15 protein-coding genes are annotated in these 15,608 nt (G+C 77.5%); 9 read left to right on the top strand and 6 right to left on the bottom strand.

Going from position 1 to position 15,608, the window contains the following annotated elements; translation table 11 throughout:
• Nucleotides 1-2 precede the first annotated feature (2 nt).
• The 3 genes from ACI8AC_RS20355 to ACI8AC_RS20345 all read left to right on the top strand — a co-directional run bounded on the left by ACI8AC_RS20355 (nucleotide 3) and on the right by ACI8AC_RS20345 (nucleotide 3,022).
• Nucleotides 3-707 (top strand): CPBP family intramembrane glutamic endopeptidase, encoded by a 705-nt coding sequence (locus ACI8AC_RS20355; protein ID WP_456899654.1) that lies wholly within the window; start codon nucleotides 3-5, stop codon nucleotides 705-707.
• 109 nt (nucleotides 708-816) lie between these two features.
• Nucleotides 817-2,013 (top strand): FAD-dependent oxidoreductase, encoded by a 1,197-nt coding sequence (locus ACI8AC_RS20350; RefSeq protein ID WP_456899653.1) that lies wholly within the window; start codon nucleotides 817-819, stop codon nucleotides 2,011-2,013.
• A gap of 160 nt (nucleotides 2,014-2,173) precedes the next feature.
• Nucleotides 2,174-3,022 (top strand): mycofactocin-coupled SDR family oxidoreductase, encoded by an 849-nt coding sequence (locus ACI8AC_RS20345; RefSeq protein ID WP_456899652.1) that lies wholly within the window; start codon nucleotides 2,174-2,176, stop codon nucleotides 3,020-3,022.
• On the opposite strand, the gene ACI8AC_RS20340 is transcribed toward ACI8AC_RS20345, so the two are convergent.
• Nucleotides 3,000-4,454, bottom strand: a complete 1,455-nt coding sequence (locus ACI8AC_RS20340; RefSeq protein ID WP_456899651.1) for an MFS transporter — start codon at nucleotides 4,452-4,454, stop codon at nucleotides 3,000-3,002. The two genes, ACI8AC_RS20345 and ACI8AC_RS20340, sit on opposite strands and share 23 nt — an antisense overlap.
• A 135-nt stretch (nucleotides 4,455-4,589) precedes the next feature.
• On the opposite strand from ACI8AC_RS20340, the gene ACI8AC_RS20335 reads away from it, so the two are divergent.
• Nucleotides 4,590-5,684 (top strand): hypothetical protein, encoded by a 1,095-nt coding sequence (locus ACI8AC_RS20335; RefSeq protein ID WP_456899650.1) that lies wholly within the window; start codon nucleotides 4,590-4,592, stop codon nucleotides 5,682-5,684.
• 3 nt (nucleotides 5,685-5,687) lie between these two features.
• Here the strand turns inward: ACI8AC_RS20335 and ACI8AC_RS20330 are convergent, their stop codons facing one another.
• Genes ACI8AC_RS20330 through ACI8AC_RS20320 form a run of 3 tightly spaced genes read right to left on the bottom strand, consistent with a single transcriptional unit; the run spans nucleotide 5,688 to nucleotide 9,305 of the window.
• A complete protein-coding gene (locus ACI8AC_RS20330; protein ID WP_456899649.1) occupies nucleotides 5,688-8,153 on the bottom strand; it encodes a lysylphosphatidylglycerol synthase domain-containing protein in 2,466 nt (821 codons plus the stop codon).
• A 32-nt stretch (nucleotides 8,154-8,185) separates the two neighbouring features.
• On the bottom strand, nucleotides 8,186-8,662 hold the full coding sequence (locus tag ACI8AC_RS20325) for a hypothetical protein (RefSeq protein ID WP_456899648.1): 477 nt from the start codon (nucleotides 8,660-8,662) through the stop codon (nucleotides 8,186-8,188).
• Complete coding sequence (locus ACI8AC_RS20320) at nucleotides 8,616-9,305, bottom strand: hypothetical protein (protein ID WP_456899647.1); 690 nt, start codon at nucleotides 9,303-9,305, stop codon at nucleotides 8,616-8,618. Before ACI8AC_RS20320 ends, ACI8AC_RS20325 begins: the two co-directional genes overlap by 47 nt.
• A 208-nt stretch (nucleotides 9,306-9,513) precedes the next feature.
• On the opposite strand from ACI8AC_RS20320, the gene ACI8AC_RS20315 reads away from it, so the two are divergent.
• Both ACI8AC_RS20315 and ACI8AC_RS20310 read left to right on the top strand, forming a co-directional pair.
• Entirely contained in the window at nucleotides 9,514-10,266 is a 753-nt protein-coding gene (locus tag ACI8AC_RS20315; RefSeq protein ID WP_456899646.1) for an alpha/beta hydrolase, read from the top strand.
• 86 nt (nucleotides 10,267-10,352) lie between these two features.
• Entirely contained in the window at nucleotides 10,353-11,195 is an 843-nt protein-coding gene (locus ACI8AC_RS20310; RefSeq protein WP_456899645.1) for an alpha/beta fold hydrolase, read from the top strand.
• Nucleotides 11,196-11,219: 24 nt separating this feature from the next.
• Here ACI8AC_RS20310 and ACI8AC_RS20305 read toward each other — a convergent pair whose 3' ends face one another.
• Both ACI8AC_RS20305 and ACI8AC_RS20300 read right to left on the bottom strand, forming a co-directional pair.
• Nucleotides 11,220-11,621, bottom strand: a complete 402-nt coding sequence (locus tag ACI8AC_RS20305) for a hypothetical protein (RefSeq protein WP_456899644.1) — start codon at nucleotides 11,619-11,621, stop codon at nucleotides 11,220-11,222.
• Nucleotides 11,618-13,426, bottom strand: a complete 1,809-nt coding sequence (locus ACI8AC_RS20300) for a carbon starvation CstA family protein (RefSeq protein ID WP_456899643.1) — start codon at nucleotides 13,424-13,426, stop codon at nucleotides 11,618-11,620. Before ACI8AC_RS20300 ends, ACI8AC_RS20305 begins: the two co-directional genes overlap by 4 nt.
• Nucleotides 13,427-13,488: 62 nt before the next feature.
• Between ACI8AC_RS20300 and ACI8AC_RS20295 the strand changes: the two genes are divergently transcribed.
• The 3 genes from ACI8AC_RS20295 to ACI8AC_RS20285 all read left to right on the top strand — a co-directional run bounded on the left by ACI8AC_RS20295 (nucleotide 13,489) and on the right by ACI8AC_RS20285 (nucleotide 15,501).
• Nucleotides 13,489-14,265, top strand: a complete 777-nt coding sequence (locus ACI8AC_RS20295) for a hypothetical protein (protein WP_456899642.1) — start codon at nucleotides 13,489-13,491, stop codon at nucleotides 14,263-14,265.
• Nucleotides 14,266-14,413: 148 nt separating this feature from the next.
• Nucleotides 14,414-14,641 (top strand): hypothetical protein, encoded by a 228-nt coding sequence (locus tag ACI8AC_RS20290; RefSeq protein ID WP_456899641.1) that lies wholly within the window; start codon nucleotides 14,414-14,416, stop codon nucleotides 14,639-14,641.
• A 140-nt stretch (nucleotides 14,642-14,781) separates the two neighbouring features.
• Entirely contained in the window at nucleotides 14,782-15,501 is a 720-nt protein-coding gene (locus tag ACI8AC_RS20285; protein ID WP_456899640.1) for an AfsR/SARP family transcriptional regulator, read from the top strand.
• Nucleotides 15,502-15,608: the final 107 nt, after the last annotated feature.

The following is a 15,608-nucleotide window of genomic DNA, read 5'->3' as shown; positions in this document are numbered from 1 at the left end:
CCGTGCATGCTCGCCCGGCCGGCCGGCGCCGGGCACTGGCGCTGGCCGTCCCGCTCGTGCTGTTCCTGGGCGCCTGGAACAACCTCGTCGTCCCCCGGCTGCCCGGCGGGGCCTACGTGACCGCGAACGTGACCGCCACGGCCGTGCTGCTCGGCGCGGCGCGCGTGGCCGGTCTGTCCTGGGCGGAGCTGGGCCTGGACCCGCGGCGGGCCGGCGCGGGGCTGCGCTGGGGCGGGGCGTGCGCCGCGGTGGTCGTCGCGGGCTGCGCGGTCGGCCTGGCGGTCCCGGCGACCCGGCCGCTGTTCGCCGACGCGCGGGTCGCCGGGGCCGGCGCCGTCGAGCTGGCCCACGACGTGCTCGTCCGGATCCCGCTCGGGACCGTCCTGTGGGAGGAGGTCGCCTTCCGCGGGGTGCTGCTCGCCGTGCTGGCGCGCCTGCTGCCCCCGCGCGCCGCGGTCGCGGTCTCGGCGCTGGTCTTCGGCGTCTGGCACGTCCGCCCCACCGCGGGCGCGGTGGCGGCCAACGACCTGGCCGACGGCACGCCCGCGCGGGTCCTGCTCGTCGTCCTCGGCTGCCTGGTCACGGTCGGCGCGGGCCTGGTGTTCGCCTGGCTGCGGGTCCGCAGCGGCAGCCTGCTCGCCCCCGTCCTGCTCCACCTCGCGACGAACACGTCGGGCCTGCTGGCCGCCGCGGTGGCGCAGCGCTGAGAGCGGCCCGGACCACCGTGCCGCCAGGGGTGGATCCCGGCCGCGGTCTGTGAGGAGATGCCTCCGGGCCCCGGCCGCGGGGCGGGGAGGGGGACCGCCGGTGCCGGGGGTGCGTGCGTTGGTGATCGGCGGCGGGGTGGCCGGCCCCGTCGTCGCCATGGCCCTGCAGCGGGTGGGCATCGAGGCGACCGTCCACGAGGCGTACCCCGCCCCGGCGGGGGACGTCGGCGCGTGGCTCGGGGTGCAGGTCAACGGGCTGGACGCGCTGCGGGCGATCGACGCCGACGGTGCCGTGCTCGACGTGGGCGTGCCGACGCCGGTCATCGAGTTCCGCAGCGGGACGGGGCGGGTCCTCGGTGCCGTCCCCACCGCCGGCCCGGGGCCCGGTGCGGCCCCGGGGGTGTCGGCGAAGCGCTCCGACCTGTACCGCGCCCTGCACGGTGCGGCCCTCGATCGCGGGATCGACATCCGCTACGGCTCGCGCCTGACGGGGGTGGTCAGCACCCCCGACGGGGTGACGGCGACCTTCGCCGACGGCAGCACCGCGTCCGCCGACCTGCTCGTCGGCGCCGACGGGGTGCGGTCCACGGTGCGCGCGCTGCTGGACCCCGGCTGCCCGCCACCCCGCTACGTCCCGGTCCTCAACACCGCCGGCTACGCCGATCACACCCCGCCGGGGGCCGAGGTCGGCCGGCTCACGATGGTCTTCGGCCGGCGCGCGTTCGCCGGCTACCTGGCCGCGCCCACCGGGCAGACGTGGTGGTTCGCCAACCCGCCGCTGCCGGTCGAGCCGGGTCCCGGCGAGGTCGCCGCCATCCCCGACGCCGCCTGGCGCTCCCGGCTGCTCGACCTGCACCGGGCCGACCGGTCACCGGTGGTCGACCTCGTCGAGGCCACACCCGGCCCGCTGCGCGGCTGGACGACCTACGACCTGCCGACGGTGCGCCGGTGGCACGGCGGGCGGGTCGTCCTCATCGGCGACGCCGCGCACGCGACCTCGCCGGCGGCCGGGCAGGGGGCGTCGCTGGCCGTCGAGGACGCCGTCGTCCTGGCCCGCTGCCTGCGCGACCTGCCCGTCCCGCAGGCCTTCGCCCGGTTCGAGGAGCTGCGGCGCGGGCGGGTGGAGCGGGCCGTCGCCCAGGGGTTCCGGACCAGCAGCGCCAAGTCGCCGCCCGCGGTGGGGCGGGTGGTCCGCGACCTGGTGATGCCCGTCGCGCTGCGGTGGGCCGCCGCCCGGGGCAGCGACCCGCAGGCCTGGTTCCGCGCGCACCGCGTCGACTGGGACGCCCCCGTCGGGGCCGGGTGAGCGCCGCGCCCGAGCGCAGCCGCGCGGACGGCGCCCGTCACGGCACGCCGGGACCGTCCGCAGCGGGGTCCACACCTGCCGCCCGGTGTGACGCCGGCCCTACATTCGGCGGCCATCCCGGCGCCGACCCGGCGCCCGGACAGGTGGGGAGGAGAGCGCCGTGGGACGTGTCGAGGGCAAGGTCGCGTTCATCACCGGAGCCGCGCGGGGGCAGGGGCGCGCGCACGCCGTCCGGTTGGCCGAGGAGGGCGCCGAGATCATCGCCGTGGACGTCTGCCGCGGCTTCGACACGGTGCCCTACGCCGGTGCGACCGAGGCAGATCTGCAGCAGACGGTCAAGGAGGTCGAGGCGCTCGACCGGCGCATCGTGGCCCGGAAGGCCGACGTGCGGGACCTGGCCTCCCTGCAGGCGGCGGTCGACGAGGGGCTGGCTCAGTTCGGGCACATCGACATCGTCTGCGCCAACGCCGGGATCGCCAGCTTCGCACCGGCGCTGGAGCTGACCGAGGAGAGCTGGCAGGACGTCGTCGACATCAACCTGACCGGGGTGTGGAAGACGGTGAAGGCCACCGCGCCGTCGATGGTGGAGCGGGGTCAGGGCGGGTCGATCATCCTGACCAGCTCCATCGCGGGGCTCATCGCCTTCGCCAACCTCGCGCACTACACCGCTGCCAAGCACGGCGTCACCGGCCTGATGCGCACCCTGGCCGTCGAGCTCGCCCCGCACCGCATCCGGGTCAACTCGGTCCACCCGACGACCGTGGACACCCCGATGATCGCCAACGAGGCCATCTGGGGCTACTTCCTGGGCGTGCAGGGCGCCACCCGCGAGCAGGCGGCCGAGGGCATGACGGCGATCAACGCCATGCCCGTGCCCTGGGTGGAGGCGGTCGACATCAGCAATGCCGTCCTCTACCTCGCCTCGGACGAGGCGCGCTACGTCACGGGGACGACCACGGTGATCGACGCCGGGGCGATGCAGCCGTTCAAGATCCCGCACCAGGCCTGACCCCGCCCCCGGGCCGACCGCGGTCGGCGGCGGGCGACGGCATCCGCCGCCACACGACGACCGCGGCGAGGGCGCAGACGGCGGCGGCGACGAGGACCGCGGTCGAGAACCCGGCCACGTGGCCGGCGCCCCCGGGGGCCAGCGCGGTGGGGCCGGCGGCGGTGAGCGCGGTGAGGGTCGTCAGCGTGACGCCGAGGACCGCACCGAGCTGGCGCGCCTCCGTCGCCAGGCCCGCCGCCTGCCCCCGCCGCGCGGCACCGAGCGCCAGGAGCGCGCCCGCGCTCGCCGGGGAGAAGACCATCGGCCGGGCGACCGCGAAGGCGAGCAGCCCGGGCAGGAGCGGCAGGAGGGAGCCGGTGGGCGCGAGGGCGCCCACCGCCGCCAGGCCGGCCGCCGCGAGCAGCAGGCCGGGCAGGACCAGCGCCCGCGGCCCGCGGCGGTCGGCGAGCCGGCCGGTGCGCAGGGACAGCAGCGGCGTCCCCAGGCCGGCCAGGGCGATCACCGCCCCGGTCGCCACCGCGCCGAGGCCGAGGGCGTGGTGCAGGTACAGGGCGAGCGGCACGGTGAGGGCGAAGACCGCGAACTGGATGGCGAAGAGCGCCACGAGGGACCCGGCCAGCACCGGCTCGCGCAGCGCGTGGACGTCGACCAGCGGGTCGGTCCGGCCCCGCTCCCGGCGCAGGAACACGCCCAGGAGCAGCACCCCGCCGACCACCGAGACCGGTGCCGCCGGGCCGGTCCGCCCGAGTCCCACCAGGCCGACCACCAGGGCGCCGAGCCCGACGAGCAGCAGCGCCACCGCCGGCCAGTCGACCGCTGCGGTGGCCGGCGCCCCGCCGGGTACGGCGCGCGCCCCGGCCGCGAGGGCGACGGCGACGACGGGGAGGGCGACGGCGAACACCCAGCGCCAGTCCGCGGCCACCAGGGGGCCGGCCAGCAGCGGGCCCAGGACCAGCAGGGAGGTCCCGGCCGTGGCGAGGACGCCGACCGCCCAGCCGCGCCGCTGGTCGCCGACCACCGCCACCGTGGTGCTGAGCGCCAGGGGGGCCAGGACCGCTCCGCCGAGGCCCTGGAGCACCCGGGCGGCCACCAGCAGGGGCAGCGTGGGCGCCAGCGCGCACAGGGCGCTGCCCACGCCGAACAGGGCCAGGCCGCCGAGGAGCACCCGCCGCCGTCCCCACGCGTCGCCCAACCGCCCGGCGACGGCCATCAGGGCGGCGAGCGCGAGCAGGTAGGAGGTGACCACCCACTGCAGGTCGTCGGTCCGGGCCCCGAACTCCCGTCCGATCGCGGGCAGCGCGACGGTCACCGCCGTCTGGTCGAAGAACACCAGCGCGTTGGCCGACAGGGTGCAGACGAGGACCTGCCGCTGCTGCCGGTCCAGCGAGCGCCACGGACCGGACCCCGCCCCCTGCGGGTCCCCGTGCGGCATGGACCCCGCCTCCCGCCACCACCGGTGCGGTGCCCGGACCCGCCCGGAGTCCGGCCGGGCCCGGCTGGTCGGCCGGAGAGCCTAGCCAGGACCGGCCGCACCCCGCGAGGGCCCGGCCGTCACTAGCCTCCGCGGATGGCCGAGAGGACGCGGCACGACCGCGAGAGCGTCATGGCCGGGCACGGCTTCTACGGGCGGCACGCCCAGCCGCAGCACCGGGCCGCGGCCGCCGGATACGGGTGGCTGGCCGCGGCGGCCGCGGCGGTGCCGGTGCCGGGGGACCCGCAGCCGCTGCTCGTCGCCGACATGGGCTGCGCCGACGGCCGGAACGAGATGGAGCCGGTGGGCCTGGTGGTCGACCGCGTCCGGGAGCGGCACCCCGCGGTGCCGGTCGAGGTCGTGCACACCGACCTGCCGGGCAACGACTTCGCCCCCCTGTTCGAGCTGCTGGCCGGCCCCGACGGGTACCCGGCCGGTCGGGAGCACGTCTTCCCCTCCGTCGTCGGCCGCACCCTGTACGGCCCGCTGGTCCCCGCCCGCCGGCTCGTCCTGGGCTGGTGCGCGATCACGCTGCACTGGCTGAGCGCGGTCCCGGTCGACGTCCCCGGGCACGTCTACCCCAACCTGCTGCCCCCCGGCCCGGCGCGGGAGGCGATCCGGGCGCGGGCCGCCGCCGACTGGCGCACGTTCCTCCGCGAGCGGGCCCGGGAGCTGGTGGACCGCGGGGAGCTGGTGCTCGTCTCCGGCGCCTCCACCCCGGAGGGGACGTCCGGCGCGGAGGGGCTGTTCACGATGGTGGGGGAGCAGCTCGCCCGGATGGTCGACGACGGGGCGCTGCGCCGGGCCGAGGCGGAGCGCATGTACTACCCCACCTGGAACCGCACCCCGGCGGAGTGGCTGGACCCCCTGGCGTCCGACCCGGACTACGAGGTCGTGGACGCCGGGATGTCCGCCGTCGACGACGCGGAGACCCACCCCCAGTTCGCCGTGGACGGGGACGCGGCGGCGTTCGCCGCGGCCTACGAGCCCTTCGTGCGCGCGGTCACCGAGCGACCGCTGTTCCGCTGGCTGGACCCGGCCCGTCCGCCGGAGGAGCGGGCGCAGGTGGTCGAGACCTTCTACGCGGGCCTGCGGGACCGGCTGGCCGCCGACCCGCCCTCGGCGACCTGCCGGTGGCACGTGATGGCGCTGCGCCTGCGGCGGCGACCCCGGACCGGTTCCCCGGGCTGAGGCCTACACGTACCGCTCGCGCCGCAGCCACGCGAAGGCCGCCCACCCCGGCAGCACCGGGAGCCAGAAGGTGGCGATGCGGTACAGGAAGACGGCGGGGACGGCGACCGTGTGGTCCATCCCGGCACCCACGAGCCCCGCGATGAGCGCCGCCTCGAGCGCGCCCAGGCCGCCCGGCGTCGGCGCCGCCGCGGCGACGGCCGCCCCGGCGAGGTAGACGGCCCCGACCGTGACCAGGCCCAGGCCGCCGCCGAACGCGAGCGTGGAGAGGTAGAGGCAGAGCAGGTAGCCGAGCGTGACCGCCGCCGCGCCGCCCAGCAGCAGGACGAGCCGCCCGGGGCTGCGCAGCGCGGAGCCGACCCCGTGGGCCGACCGGCGCAGCAGCGGGACCGCCCGCGCGGCGAGGACCCGGCGGACGGCGGGGACCCCGGTCAGGGCGACCGTGGCCGCGAGGACCCCCAGGGCGCACCACACGAGGAGGTGCGCGTCGGGCAGCGGCAGGTCGCCCAGGAGGGACCCGCCGGCCCAGATCCCGAACACCAGCAGCAGGACGACGTGCACGACCGACCCGGCGGCGTAGCTCAGGCCGACGCCCGAGGTGGCCACCGCGAGGTCCACGCCGCTGCGCTGCAGGAAGCGCACGTTGAGGGCCATCCCCCCGAGGCCGGCGGGGGCCAGCTTGCCGGCGAAGGAGGAGGCGAGCTGGGCGAGGAACGTGGGCACCGCGCGCAGCCGCGCGGCGACGGCCCCGGTGATGCTGAGCGTGGCACCCACGTAGGTCAGCGCGGACGTCGCCAGGACCAGCGGCGCCCACGCCCAGTCGGCGGTGCGGACCCGCGCGGCCATCCCCGCCACGTCGCCGAGCTGGGGGACCAGGACGTAGGTCACGAGCACGAGCACGGCGACGGTGAGCACCGTGCGGGGCCGGAGGCGCTCGAGGGCCGCCAGCGGCGGCTCCGGGACCCCGCACCGCGCGGCCACGGCGGCGCGCAGCCGGCCGGCCAGGTCCCGGCGGTGCCGCAGCGCCTCGCGCGTCGCCCCGCTGAGCGCGTCCGGCTGCAGCCGGGGCAGCGCGGCGGCGACCGCCTCCGGCCCCAGCCGGGCGACGGCGGACTCGACGACGGGGTCGACACCGGCCTGCAGCGCCAGGGCGACCAGCAGCTGGGCCACGTCCGCATCGAGGAGCACCGGCGCGGCGGCGACCTCGCTGAAGCCCCAGTCGATGAGCCACGGCTGCCCGGAGGGGTCGAGCAGGATGTTGGCCCGGCGCAGGTCGCGGTGGGCGACCCGGTGCCGGCGCAGGACCGCGACCTGCTCCCAGATCCCCAGCAGCACCGGCTCGGTCAGGGCGGCGTCCGGCAGCCGGTCCAGCGTGGTGCCCTCCACCAGGTCGTGGGCCAGGAGGAAGGAGTCGCGACCCACCGGCGACACGGCCCGGAGGCGGGGCGTCCGCGCGCCGGCGTCCCGGACCAGGAGCGAGACGAACGCCTCGTGCTCCACCGTGCGGCGCAGCGAGGAGAACGGGCGCTCGTCGCCGACGTCCTTGAGCCGCAGGAACCGGTAGGCCCGGAACAGCAGGTCCGCCGCCCGGTTCTCGGCGCCCATCACCTTGGCGAACACCCGGTCGCCGTCGCGCAGGGTGGCGAACCAGGGGACCGACCCCCGGGCGTCGACCGCGGCCGGGGCCACGTCGACCGGCGCCAGCCCGCTGCCAGCCAGGGCCGCGGCCACGGCCGTGCGCGTCGGCCGGGCGACCGGCCGGCCCAGGGCGAGCAGGGTCCCGGAGCCGGCCACGGCGCCGAGGACGAGCGCCGCGGCCAGGCCCGCCGGGGAGGGCAGGGGCGTCAGCAGCTCGAGCAGCACGACCAGCGCCAGGACCACGGCTCCGGCGCGCCGCCACCGGGCGGACACGAACGGACCGAGGACCACGGACGAGGCCGCGGCGACGGCGGGACCGGCCAGCCGGAGCACGGGGTCGAGGCCGGCCCGCGCCGCGGCGTCCACCCCGAGCAGCTCCCCGGCCGCCCACGCCAGCGCTGCAGCCGCGGCCCCGGCCACCAGCAGGTACCCGGCCACCCGGGGTCGCCGCGTGACCAGGGGCACCAGCCAGGCGGCGGCGAGCGCCAGGAGCACCAGGACCACCGATGCGCCGGTGAGCAGCCGGTCGAGGGCCGGCGCCGCACCGGACAGCCGCTGCACCAGGTCCTCGTCGAGGGCCCGGACCTGCTCCCGGGTCCAGTACGCGAGGGGGAGCAGGAGGAGGGCGACGACGGCCAGGACGACGGTGCGCAGGACGTCGCTCGGGGACCGCTCGTAGCCGGTGACCTCCTCCTGCGTGTGCTCCGCCGCCCCGGCGCGGGACGAGGCCGGCGCGGCGGCCGGCTCGCCCGTGCGGGGTTCCGGCACCGGAGCGGCCCGGAGCTGCACGGGGTCGGTGGTCCCGGCCCCGGTGGTCCCTGTCTCGCCCACGCGGTCGGCCTCCCCGGTCCGGTACGGCGGGTTCAGGCCAGCCGCGCCAGCACGTCGCTGCCGTGCCAGCCGCCCAGCCGTGCCGACTCCAGTTCCAGGGTGTCGTCGGTCCGCGCGTCCACGAGCTCCAGGACGCGGACGCCGACCCGCTGGTGCACCCGGGTCCGGACGACCCCGCGGTCCAGCACCGAGAACAGCTCCACCGGCCGGACGGCCAGGCCGTGCCCCTCGCCGACGAACGCGTAGATGCGGGTCGCGGAGACCGCCAGCACCGTCCACCGCGGCACCGCGAGGCCGTGGCCGGCCGCGGCGCCGGCCCGCTCCCCGAGCGCCAGGCCGGTGGCCGTGGTGGCCAGTGCGGCCACGCCGCCGGCCAGGCCGCCGCCCACGGCGGCTCCCGCGGCCATCCCGCCCTGCGTCCCCCGTGGCTGGAAGACCCCCGCCGCCAGCAGGGTGTCCTCCTCACCGACGATCGACTGCGCCGCCGCCAGCAGCTTCTGCTCGTCCACCCGGACCTCCCTCTCCTCGCGGGCCGTGCGGGCCCGCCGGGGTTCTCCCGTCCGCCCGCGCGCCGGTGGTGGCGCCGGGGTCCTCGGTGGTCGCCGACCGCGCCCGGAGGGTCAGGTAGGCCACCCGCGCCACCGACTCGAGCACCCCGGCGCTGAGGAGGGCGGTGCTGACCAGCGCCAGCGGGCTGGTGGACTCGGTGCTCACCTCGCGCTGCACCATCTGCAGGACCAGGAGGAGCACCAGGAGGAGCACCTCCTGCCAGGTGCGCTCCAGGACCAGCCGGTTGCCCACCCGGCGTACGCGGCCGAGGAGGTAGCGCGCGCGGAGCACCCCGAGGACCGCACCCGCCGTCCCGCCGACGGCCAGGGCGACCAGGTGCGCCGGTCCGGCCGCGACGTCCTTCGCCAGCACACCGCCGACGACCACCACCGCGAGCAGGGGTTCGAGCCACTGCTGGCCGAGCCGGACTGCGCGCTCCCGCTTGTCCAGGTGGTAGCGGCGGCGCAGCACCCGCCGCCGCCAGAACGCGTAACCGGCCAGGACGAGCAGCACCGCCAGCGCGACGACCTCGAGGACGCCGTTCTCCGCCGGCGGGCCGGACGCGGCGAGCGCCGCCGGCCCCGTGGTGTCGGCACCGGTCACCGGACCTCCTCCACCGTGGCGGTGGGCCGGCCGGCAGGACCGGGCTCACGGCCCGTCGGGTGTGGGAGCAGGAGGCTACCGACCACGGCGCGGTCGCGGACCGTCCCGCGGCGCGCCTCCCTCGGGTCGGCTTCCCCCGGCCGTGCGGGGGTCCGGGTCCGGCGGGGTAGGACACGCGACCGTGCTGACCCGTCGTCGACTCCTCCAGGTGGCGGGCCGGACGGTCGTCCTCGGCCTGCTGGCCGGCTGCGGGTCGGCCGCCCGCGAGACGGGTGGGCGGGACCCCGCGGCGCTGCTCACCGCGAGCCCCGGCGGGCCGCCGGAGACCGCCGGCCGGGAGCCGGTCGCCCCGGGCACCCGGCCGCTCGGGCTGACGGGGACCCGCGACGCCCTGGTGCGGGTGCCCCCGGGCACCCCCCCGGGGCGGGCGCTGCCCGTGGTCGTCGTCCTGCACGGCGCGGGAGGGGACGCCGAGTCGGGCCTGGGGCTGCTGCGCGGCCCGGCCGACGAGCGGGGTCTGCTGCTCCTGGCGCCGGCGTCCCGGGGGGCGACGTGGGACGCGGTCCGGGACGGCTACGGACCGGACGTCGCGACGGTCGACCACGCCCTGGCGGCCGTCTCCGCCTCCGTCCCCGTGGACCCCCGACGGGTGGCCCTCGCCGGCTTCTCCGACGGCGCGTCGTACGCACTCGGCCTCGGGCTGGCCAACGGCGGGCTGTTCCGGCGGGTCGTCGCCTTCTCGCCGGGCTTCGTGCCGCCCGGTCCGACCCGGGGCACCCCCCGCGTGTTCGTCTCGCACGGCACCGCCGACGAGGTCCTGCCGGTGGACCGGACCAGCAGGGAGATCGTCCCCGACCTGCGCGCGGACGGCTACGACGTGACCTACCGGGAGTTCCCGGGGCCGCACGCGGTGCCCCCGGAGGTGGCGCGGGAGGCGGTCGACTGGCTGGGCTGGACCTGAGTGGTCCGGGCGGCCGCCCGGCCCCCGCCCGCGGAGCCGACCCGGCGGGCGCATGGTGGCCCACCGGCCGGGGCAGTCCCCGGTGCATGGACGTGCCCATCGGGACGACGGACCTGGTCGACGTCGACGGGCGGCGGGTGCACGTGTGGTCGGCGGGGGAGGGGCCGACCACCGTCGTCCTCCTGCACGGCATCCCGACCAACCACCGCCTCTGGCACGACGTCGTCCCGGCGGTGTGCGACCGGGCCCGGGTCCTGGCGGTCGACATGCTCGGGTACGGGTCGTCCGAGGCGCCGCCGGGGCAGCGGGTCGACCTCGCCGCCCAGGCCGCGATGGTCCTGGGGCTGCTCGACCGGTTGGGTCTCGACCGGGTCGTGGTGGTGGGCCACGACCTCGGCGGGGGTGTCGCGCAGATCCTCGCGGTCACCGGCACCGAGCGGGTCGCCGGGCTGGGCGTGGTCGACGGCGTCTGCTACGACGGCTGGCCGGTCCCGCTGGTCCGCGCGCTCAAGGCCGGGTGGCCGGTGCTGGCGAGCCTCCCGGGCGGGGTGCTGGCCACCGCGCTCCGCCCCGGGCTGCGGACGCTGTTCGCGCACCAGGACCGGGCGGCGCCGTACCTGGACCGCTTCCTCGAGCCCTGGACGCGGCCGGAGGGGCCGCGGCTGCTGGCCCGGCACCTGCGGTCCCTGGACTCCGTGTACACCCAGACGGTGGCCCCGTTCCTGCCCCGGCTGGCGGTGCCGGCCGAGGTGGTCTGGGGGCGCCGGGACCACCAGATGAAGCCGCGCTACGGGCAGCGGCTGGCCGACGACCTCCCGGACGCCCGGCTGACCTGGGTCGAGGACGCGAGCCACTTCGTCCCGGCGGACCGCCCGGACGTGGTGGCCGAGGCCGTCCTCCGCCTGGTCGACCGGTCCACGGGGGGCTGAGCGGGCCGCCCGGGCCGCCGGGGGTCAGCGCGGCGCGAGCCGCCGCCCGACCAGCGCCACCGCCTCGGCCGGCGCCGGCAGGCCACCGGAGGCCACCGGGACGCCGTCGACGAGCACGGAGGACACCGCCATGCCCGCCCGGACCGACCGGCGCAGCTCGGCGCCACGCAGGCCGCGCCGGCGTCCACCCCGTACCAGCTCGGGCAGCAGCCACAGCCAGTTGGACGGCGACACCACCTGGACGTCCACGTCGGCGGGCAGTGCCGACCGCAGGGCCCGGTAGACCGCGCCGACGTCGTCCGCGGGGGGCGGGTGGCGGTGGGTGCCGCCGCCCTCGTCGAAGAGGCGGACGTCCCCGCCGCAGCACCCGCCGGCGGCCGGTGCCGCCGAGCGGGTGCTGCGGACGAGGACGACGCGGGAGGTCACCGCCCGGCTCGCCCGCCCGGGCCCTCGGTGGGTCCGGCGGTGGAGTCCCCGTGCTCGGGGTTGGCGCGGGCCACGGCCGACTCCTCCCCGTCCCCGGTCGGGGCCTCGGCGGGGACCGCCCGCCCGCGGTCCCGGAACGCCGACCGCAGCGAGAGCGCGGCCTCGACCATCAGCCAGATGGCCAGGACGAAGATCACCGCGTCCAGGGGCGCCAGGACCCACTGGCCGGCCTCGACGAAGTTGCGCAGGTTGATGATCAGCGCCCACGACGTCATGACGAGCAGGAACACCAGCGGGACGAGCACCGCGACCGGGTTGCGCCCGCGGCGGGTCACCCACACCGCGACGACCGAGAGCGCCAGGCCGGCGGTCAGCTGGTTCGTCGTCCCGAACAGCTGCCACAGGACCCCGAAGGTGTACCCGGCCTCCCCGCCGCCGGGCAGCAGGGCCATGGCCAGCGGGATGACCACGGCCACCGTCGTGGCGAGGGTGAGGTTGCGCGCCAGGACCCGGAGGCCGGTCAGCTCGCCGATCTCCTGCACCACGTAGCGCTGCAGCCGCACGCCGGTGTCCATCGTGGTCGCGGCGAAGCTGATGACGACGACGGCGGCGAAGATCGTCGCGAGGTCGAGCGGGATGGCCAGGTTGTTGGCGAACTCGGCGACGCCGTTGACGAAGTTGCCGGTCGCCCCGCCCGACGCGGTGGCGAAGTCGGGGTACAGGGCCTCCCAGTCGGCCTGCGTGGCGGCCACGCCGGCCGTCGTGGCCAGCACCGACCCGGTGGCCAGCGACCCCTCGCCGACGGCACCCATGTAGCCGACGTAGCGGGCGTCGGTCTCCTTGTCGAGCTGCTTCGACGACGTCCCCGACGAGACCAGCGAGTGGAACCCGGAGATGGCGCCGCACGCGATGGTGATGAACAGGAACGGGAAGAAGCTCGGTGCCCCCTCGGGGACGTCGTTGACCACCGGCGCCTGGAGGGTGTTCATCCCGACGATCACGCCCAGGGCGATGACGCCGAGGGCGATGAACAGCTGGTGGCTGTTGATGTAGTCGCGCGGCTGCAGCAGCACCCACACCGGGATGCGGGAGGCGACCCAGGTGTAGGCGAAGAGCAGGACCACCCACAGGTTGCGGGTCTGCTCGAAGCCCAGCGCCTCGGCCCACCCGTCCAGGGAGATCGGGAACGCGTTGCCGACCAGGATCAGCGCGTACAGGACGAGCACCCCGACGATCGAGGGCAGCAGCGCCGACGACCGGGTCCGGTAGATGTACATGCCGATGAAGATCGCCAGCGGGATCTCCAGGACGATCGGGATGACCGCGCCCGGGTTGGCGACGAACAGGTTGCCGATGACGACGGCGAACACCGCGTTCACCAGGGTCAGCAGGAAGAAGATGATCGCGAGGAACAGCATCCGGGCGCGGCCGTTGATCACCTCGCCCGCGAGCGTCCCGATGCTCCTGGCCTTGTGCCGGACCGAGACGGCCAGGGAGCCGAAGTCGTGCACGCCGGCGGCGAAGATCGTGCCGATCACGATCCAGGCCAGCGCCGGCCCCCAGCCCCAGAACACCGCGATCGCCGGCCCGACGATGGGCGCGGCGCCGGCGACGGAGGTGAAGTGGTGGCCGAACAGCACGTGCTTGTTGGTCGGCACGAAGTCCACGCCGTCGTTGAACCGGTGCGCCGGCGTGACGAAGGCCGGGTCCAGGGCGTAGACCCGCCGGGCCAGGTAGGACGAGTAGTAGCGGTACCCGAGGAAGAACAGGATCCCGACCACCGCGCCCACGACGAATGCCGGCATCGGCACCTCCTCGCACGGGGCGGCCCCGATGCCGCCGCTGCAGGGGAGTAGACAACTCCCCGATGGACCCCACAACCGCGCGGGCGGTGCACGCGGCCGGTGTGGCCGAACTGTTGTGGCGGACGCCCGGTGGGCCCCCCGGCGCGACGGGCGTCGTCCCCCTCCTCCTCGACGACCGGCCGGCGGTGGCGCTGCCCTGGGCGCACGCGGGGACGGCACGGGCGGCCGCATCGGCGGGGGAGGTCGCGCTGGTCCTGTCCGACCCGCGGCTCACCGGGTCGGCGTGGCGGCCGCTGGTGCTGACCGGGCGCCCCGCGCTGGTCGAGGACGGCGACGGGTCGCTGTTCACCGAGCGGCTGCTCGACCAGGAGCTGCGCAAGCACCCGCCGTCGCGCGCGCTGGCCGACTCGCCCATGCTGCGCCGGGAGCACTGGTGGTACCTGCCGCGGCTGGTCCTCGTGCTGGACCCGGTGCGGGTGGGCGCGACGCGGCGCCGGGAGGGGCCGGCCGACGCCGTCCTCGCCGTCGACGACGACGGCCTGCACGTCGGCACCGTCCGGGTGACCGGCTGGGACGCCGAGCCGGTGCCCCTGCGCGACGCCCCGCCCGGTGTCCGGGGCCCGGCGGTCCTGGTCGGGCAGGAGGTGTCGGTCCCCGACCTGGAGCGCTGGACCGTCCACACCACCACCGGGCGCTACGCCGACGGCGTGCTCGCCGACGCGCGCCGGTCCGGGCCCCGGGAGCTCGAGCCCGTCCCGGGCCTGCTGGCCCGCGTGCGCCGGCAGTGGTCCCTCGAACGGGCGTGCGTGCGGGAGCTGCGGGCCGCCGGTCACGCCTGACCGGAGCGCGCGGCGCGGGCGTCATCCGGACGGGGGAGTGCACCCGCGGGGCGTCGGGGGCACCGTGGGGAGCCCAGCCGCCGCGGCGGCGCGGCGGTCGACCGCCGCACCGGCTCCGCGGCGGCGTCGTCGACCCCGAGAGGCGGCCGTGACCGACGACCGGAGCAGCGCACTCCTCATCCGGGTGTGGTTCGAGGGGGAGGGCGCCTTCCGCGCGCGCCTGACGGCGCTGGAGGACACCTCCTCCGGCGCCCCCGACGGTGCCGGGAGGCAGGCGACGGTGGCGGTCGTCGCCTCCCCCGCGGCGGTGGTGACCGCCGTGGAGGAGTGGCTCGCGGGCCTCGTCCGCCCCGACGGGGGATCACCGGGTAGTTAGACCCTGACGGTGCGCCACCGGGCGGTCCTATCTTCCGAACCGGCATCGTCCGGGTGCGCGTCCGGTCGTCGTCGTCCGGGTCGTCCGCACCGTCGGCTCGACAGGGGGTGGTCGGGGTGGGGGTCGCGACACCGGTCCGCGTGACGCTCCTGGACGGCTTCGGGCTGCACCTCGGCTCCCCGGGTGCACCGGCCGGCGACGGGGAGCTGCCGCACGGGGTGCAGCGGCTGGTGGCGCACCTGTGCCTGTCCGGGCGACCGCCGCGCGCCGCCGTCGCCGGGCAGCTGTGGCCGGACGTCCCGGAGGACCACGCCCACGGCAGCCTGCGGTCGGCCCTGTGGCGGCTGCACAAGGTCGCGCCCGGGCTCGTGCAGGCGTCGGCCTGCACCCTCGCGCTCGCCGACGGCGTCCGGGTCGACGTGCGGGAGCTGCAGGACTGGGCCCGCCGGGTCCGGCACCCGGACGCGGGCCCGGACGACGTCGAGGTGCCCGGCGGGCTCCTCGGGGACCTGCTACCCGGCTGGTACGACGACTGGGTCCTGCTCGAGCGGGAGCGGCTGCGGCAGGTGCGGATGCACGCCCTCGAGCAGGCCGCCGCCCGGCTCGCGGTGGCCGGCCGCTACGGCGACGCCCTCGAGGCGGCCCACGCCGCGGTCCGCGCCGAGCCGCTGCGGGAGAGCGCGCACCGTGCGGTGGTGCGCGTGCACCTGCGGGAGGGCAACCTCGCCGAGGCCCTGCGGGCCGCCGACCGGTTCCGGGTGCTCCTCGCCGAGGAGCTCGGCGTCCAGCCCAGCGAGCAGATGGCCCGGCTCGTGCGGGACCTGCGCCCGCGCCCCTCCCGGGTCTCCCCGGGCGGCTGACCCCCTGCCCGGGCGGTCCGCCGGCGCAGGACCGCGGCGGCGACCGGCTGCTCCCGGCTCACCGCGGCAGCGGGGGGGGGGGGGCGCGCGGCCCCCCGGCGGCGCGG

The organism is Geodermatophilus sp. SYSU D00758 (genome assembly GCF_054049955.1).
Note: the sequence above shows the minus strand (reverse complement) of the source record. Positions and strands in the feature narration are given on the sequence as shown.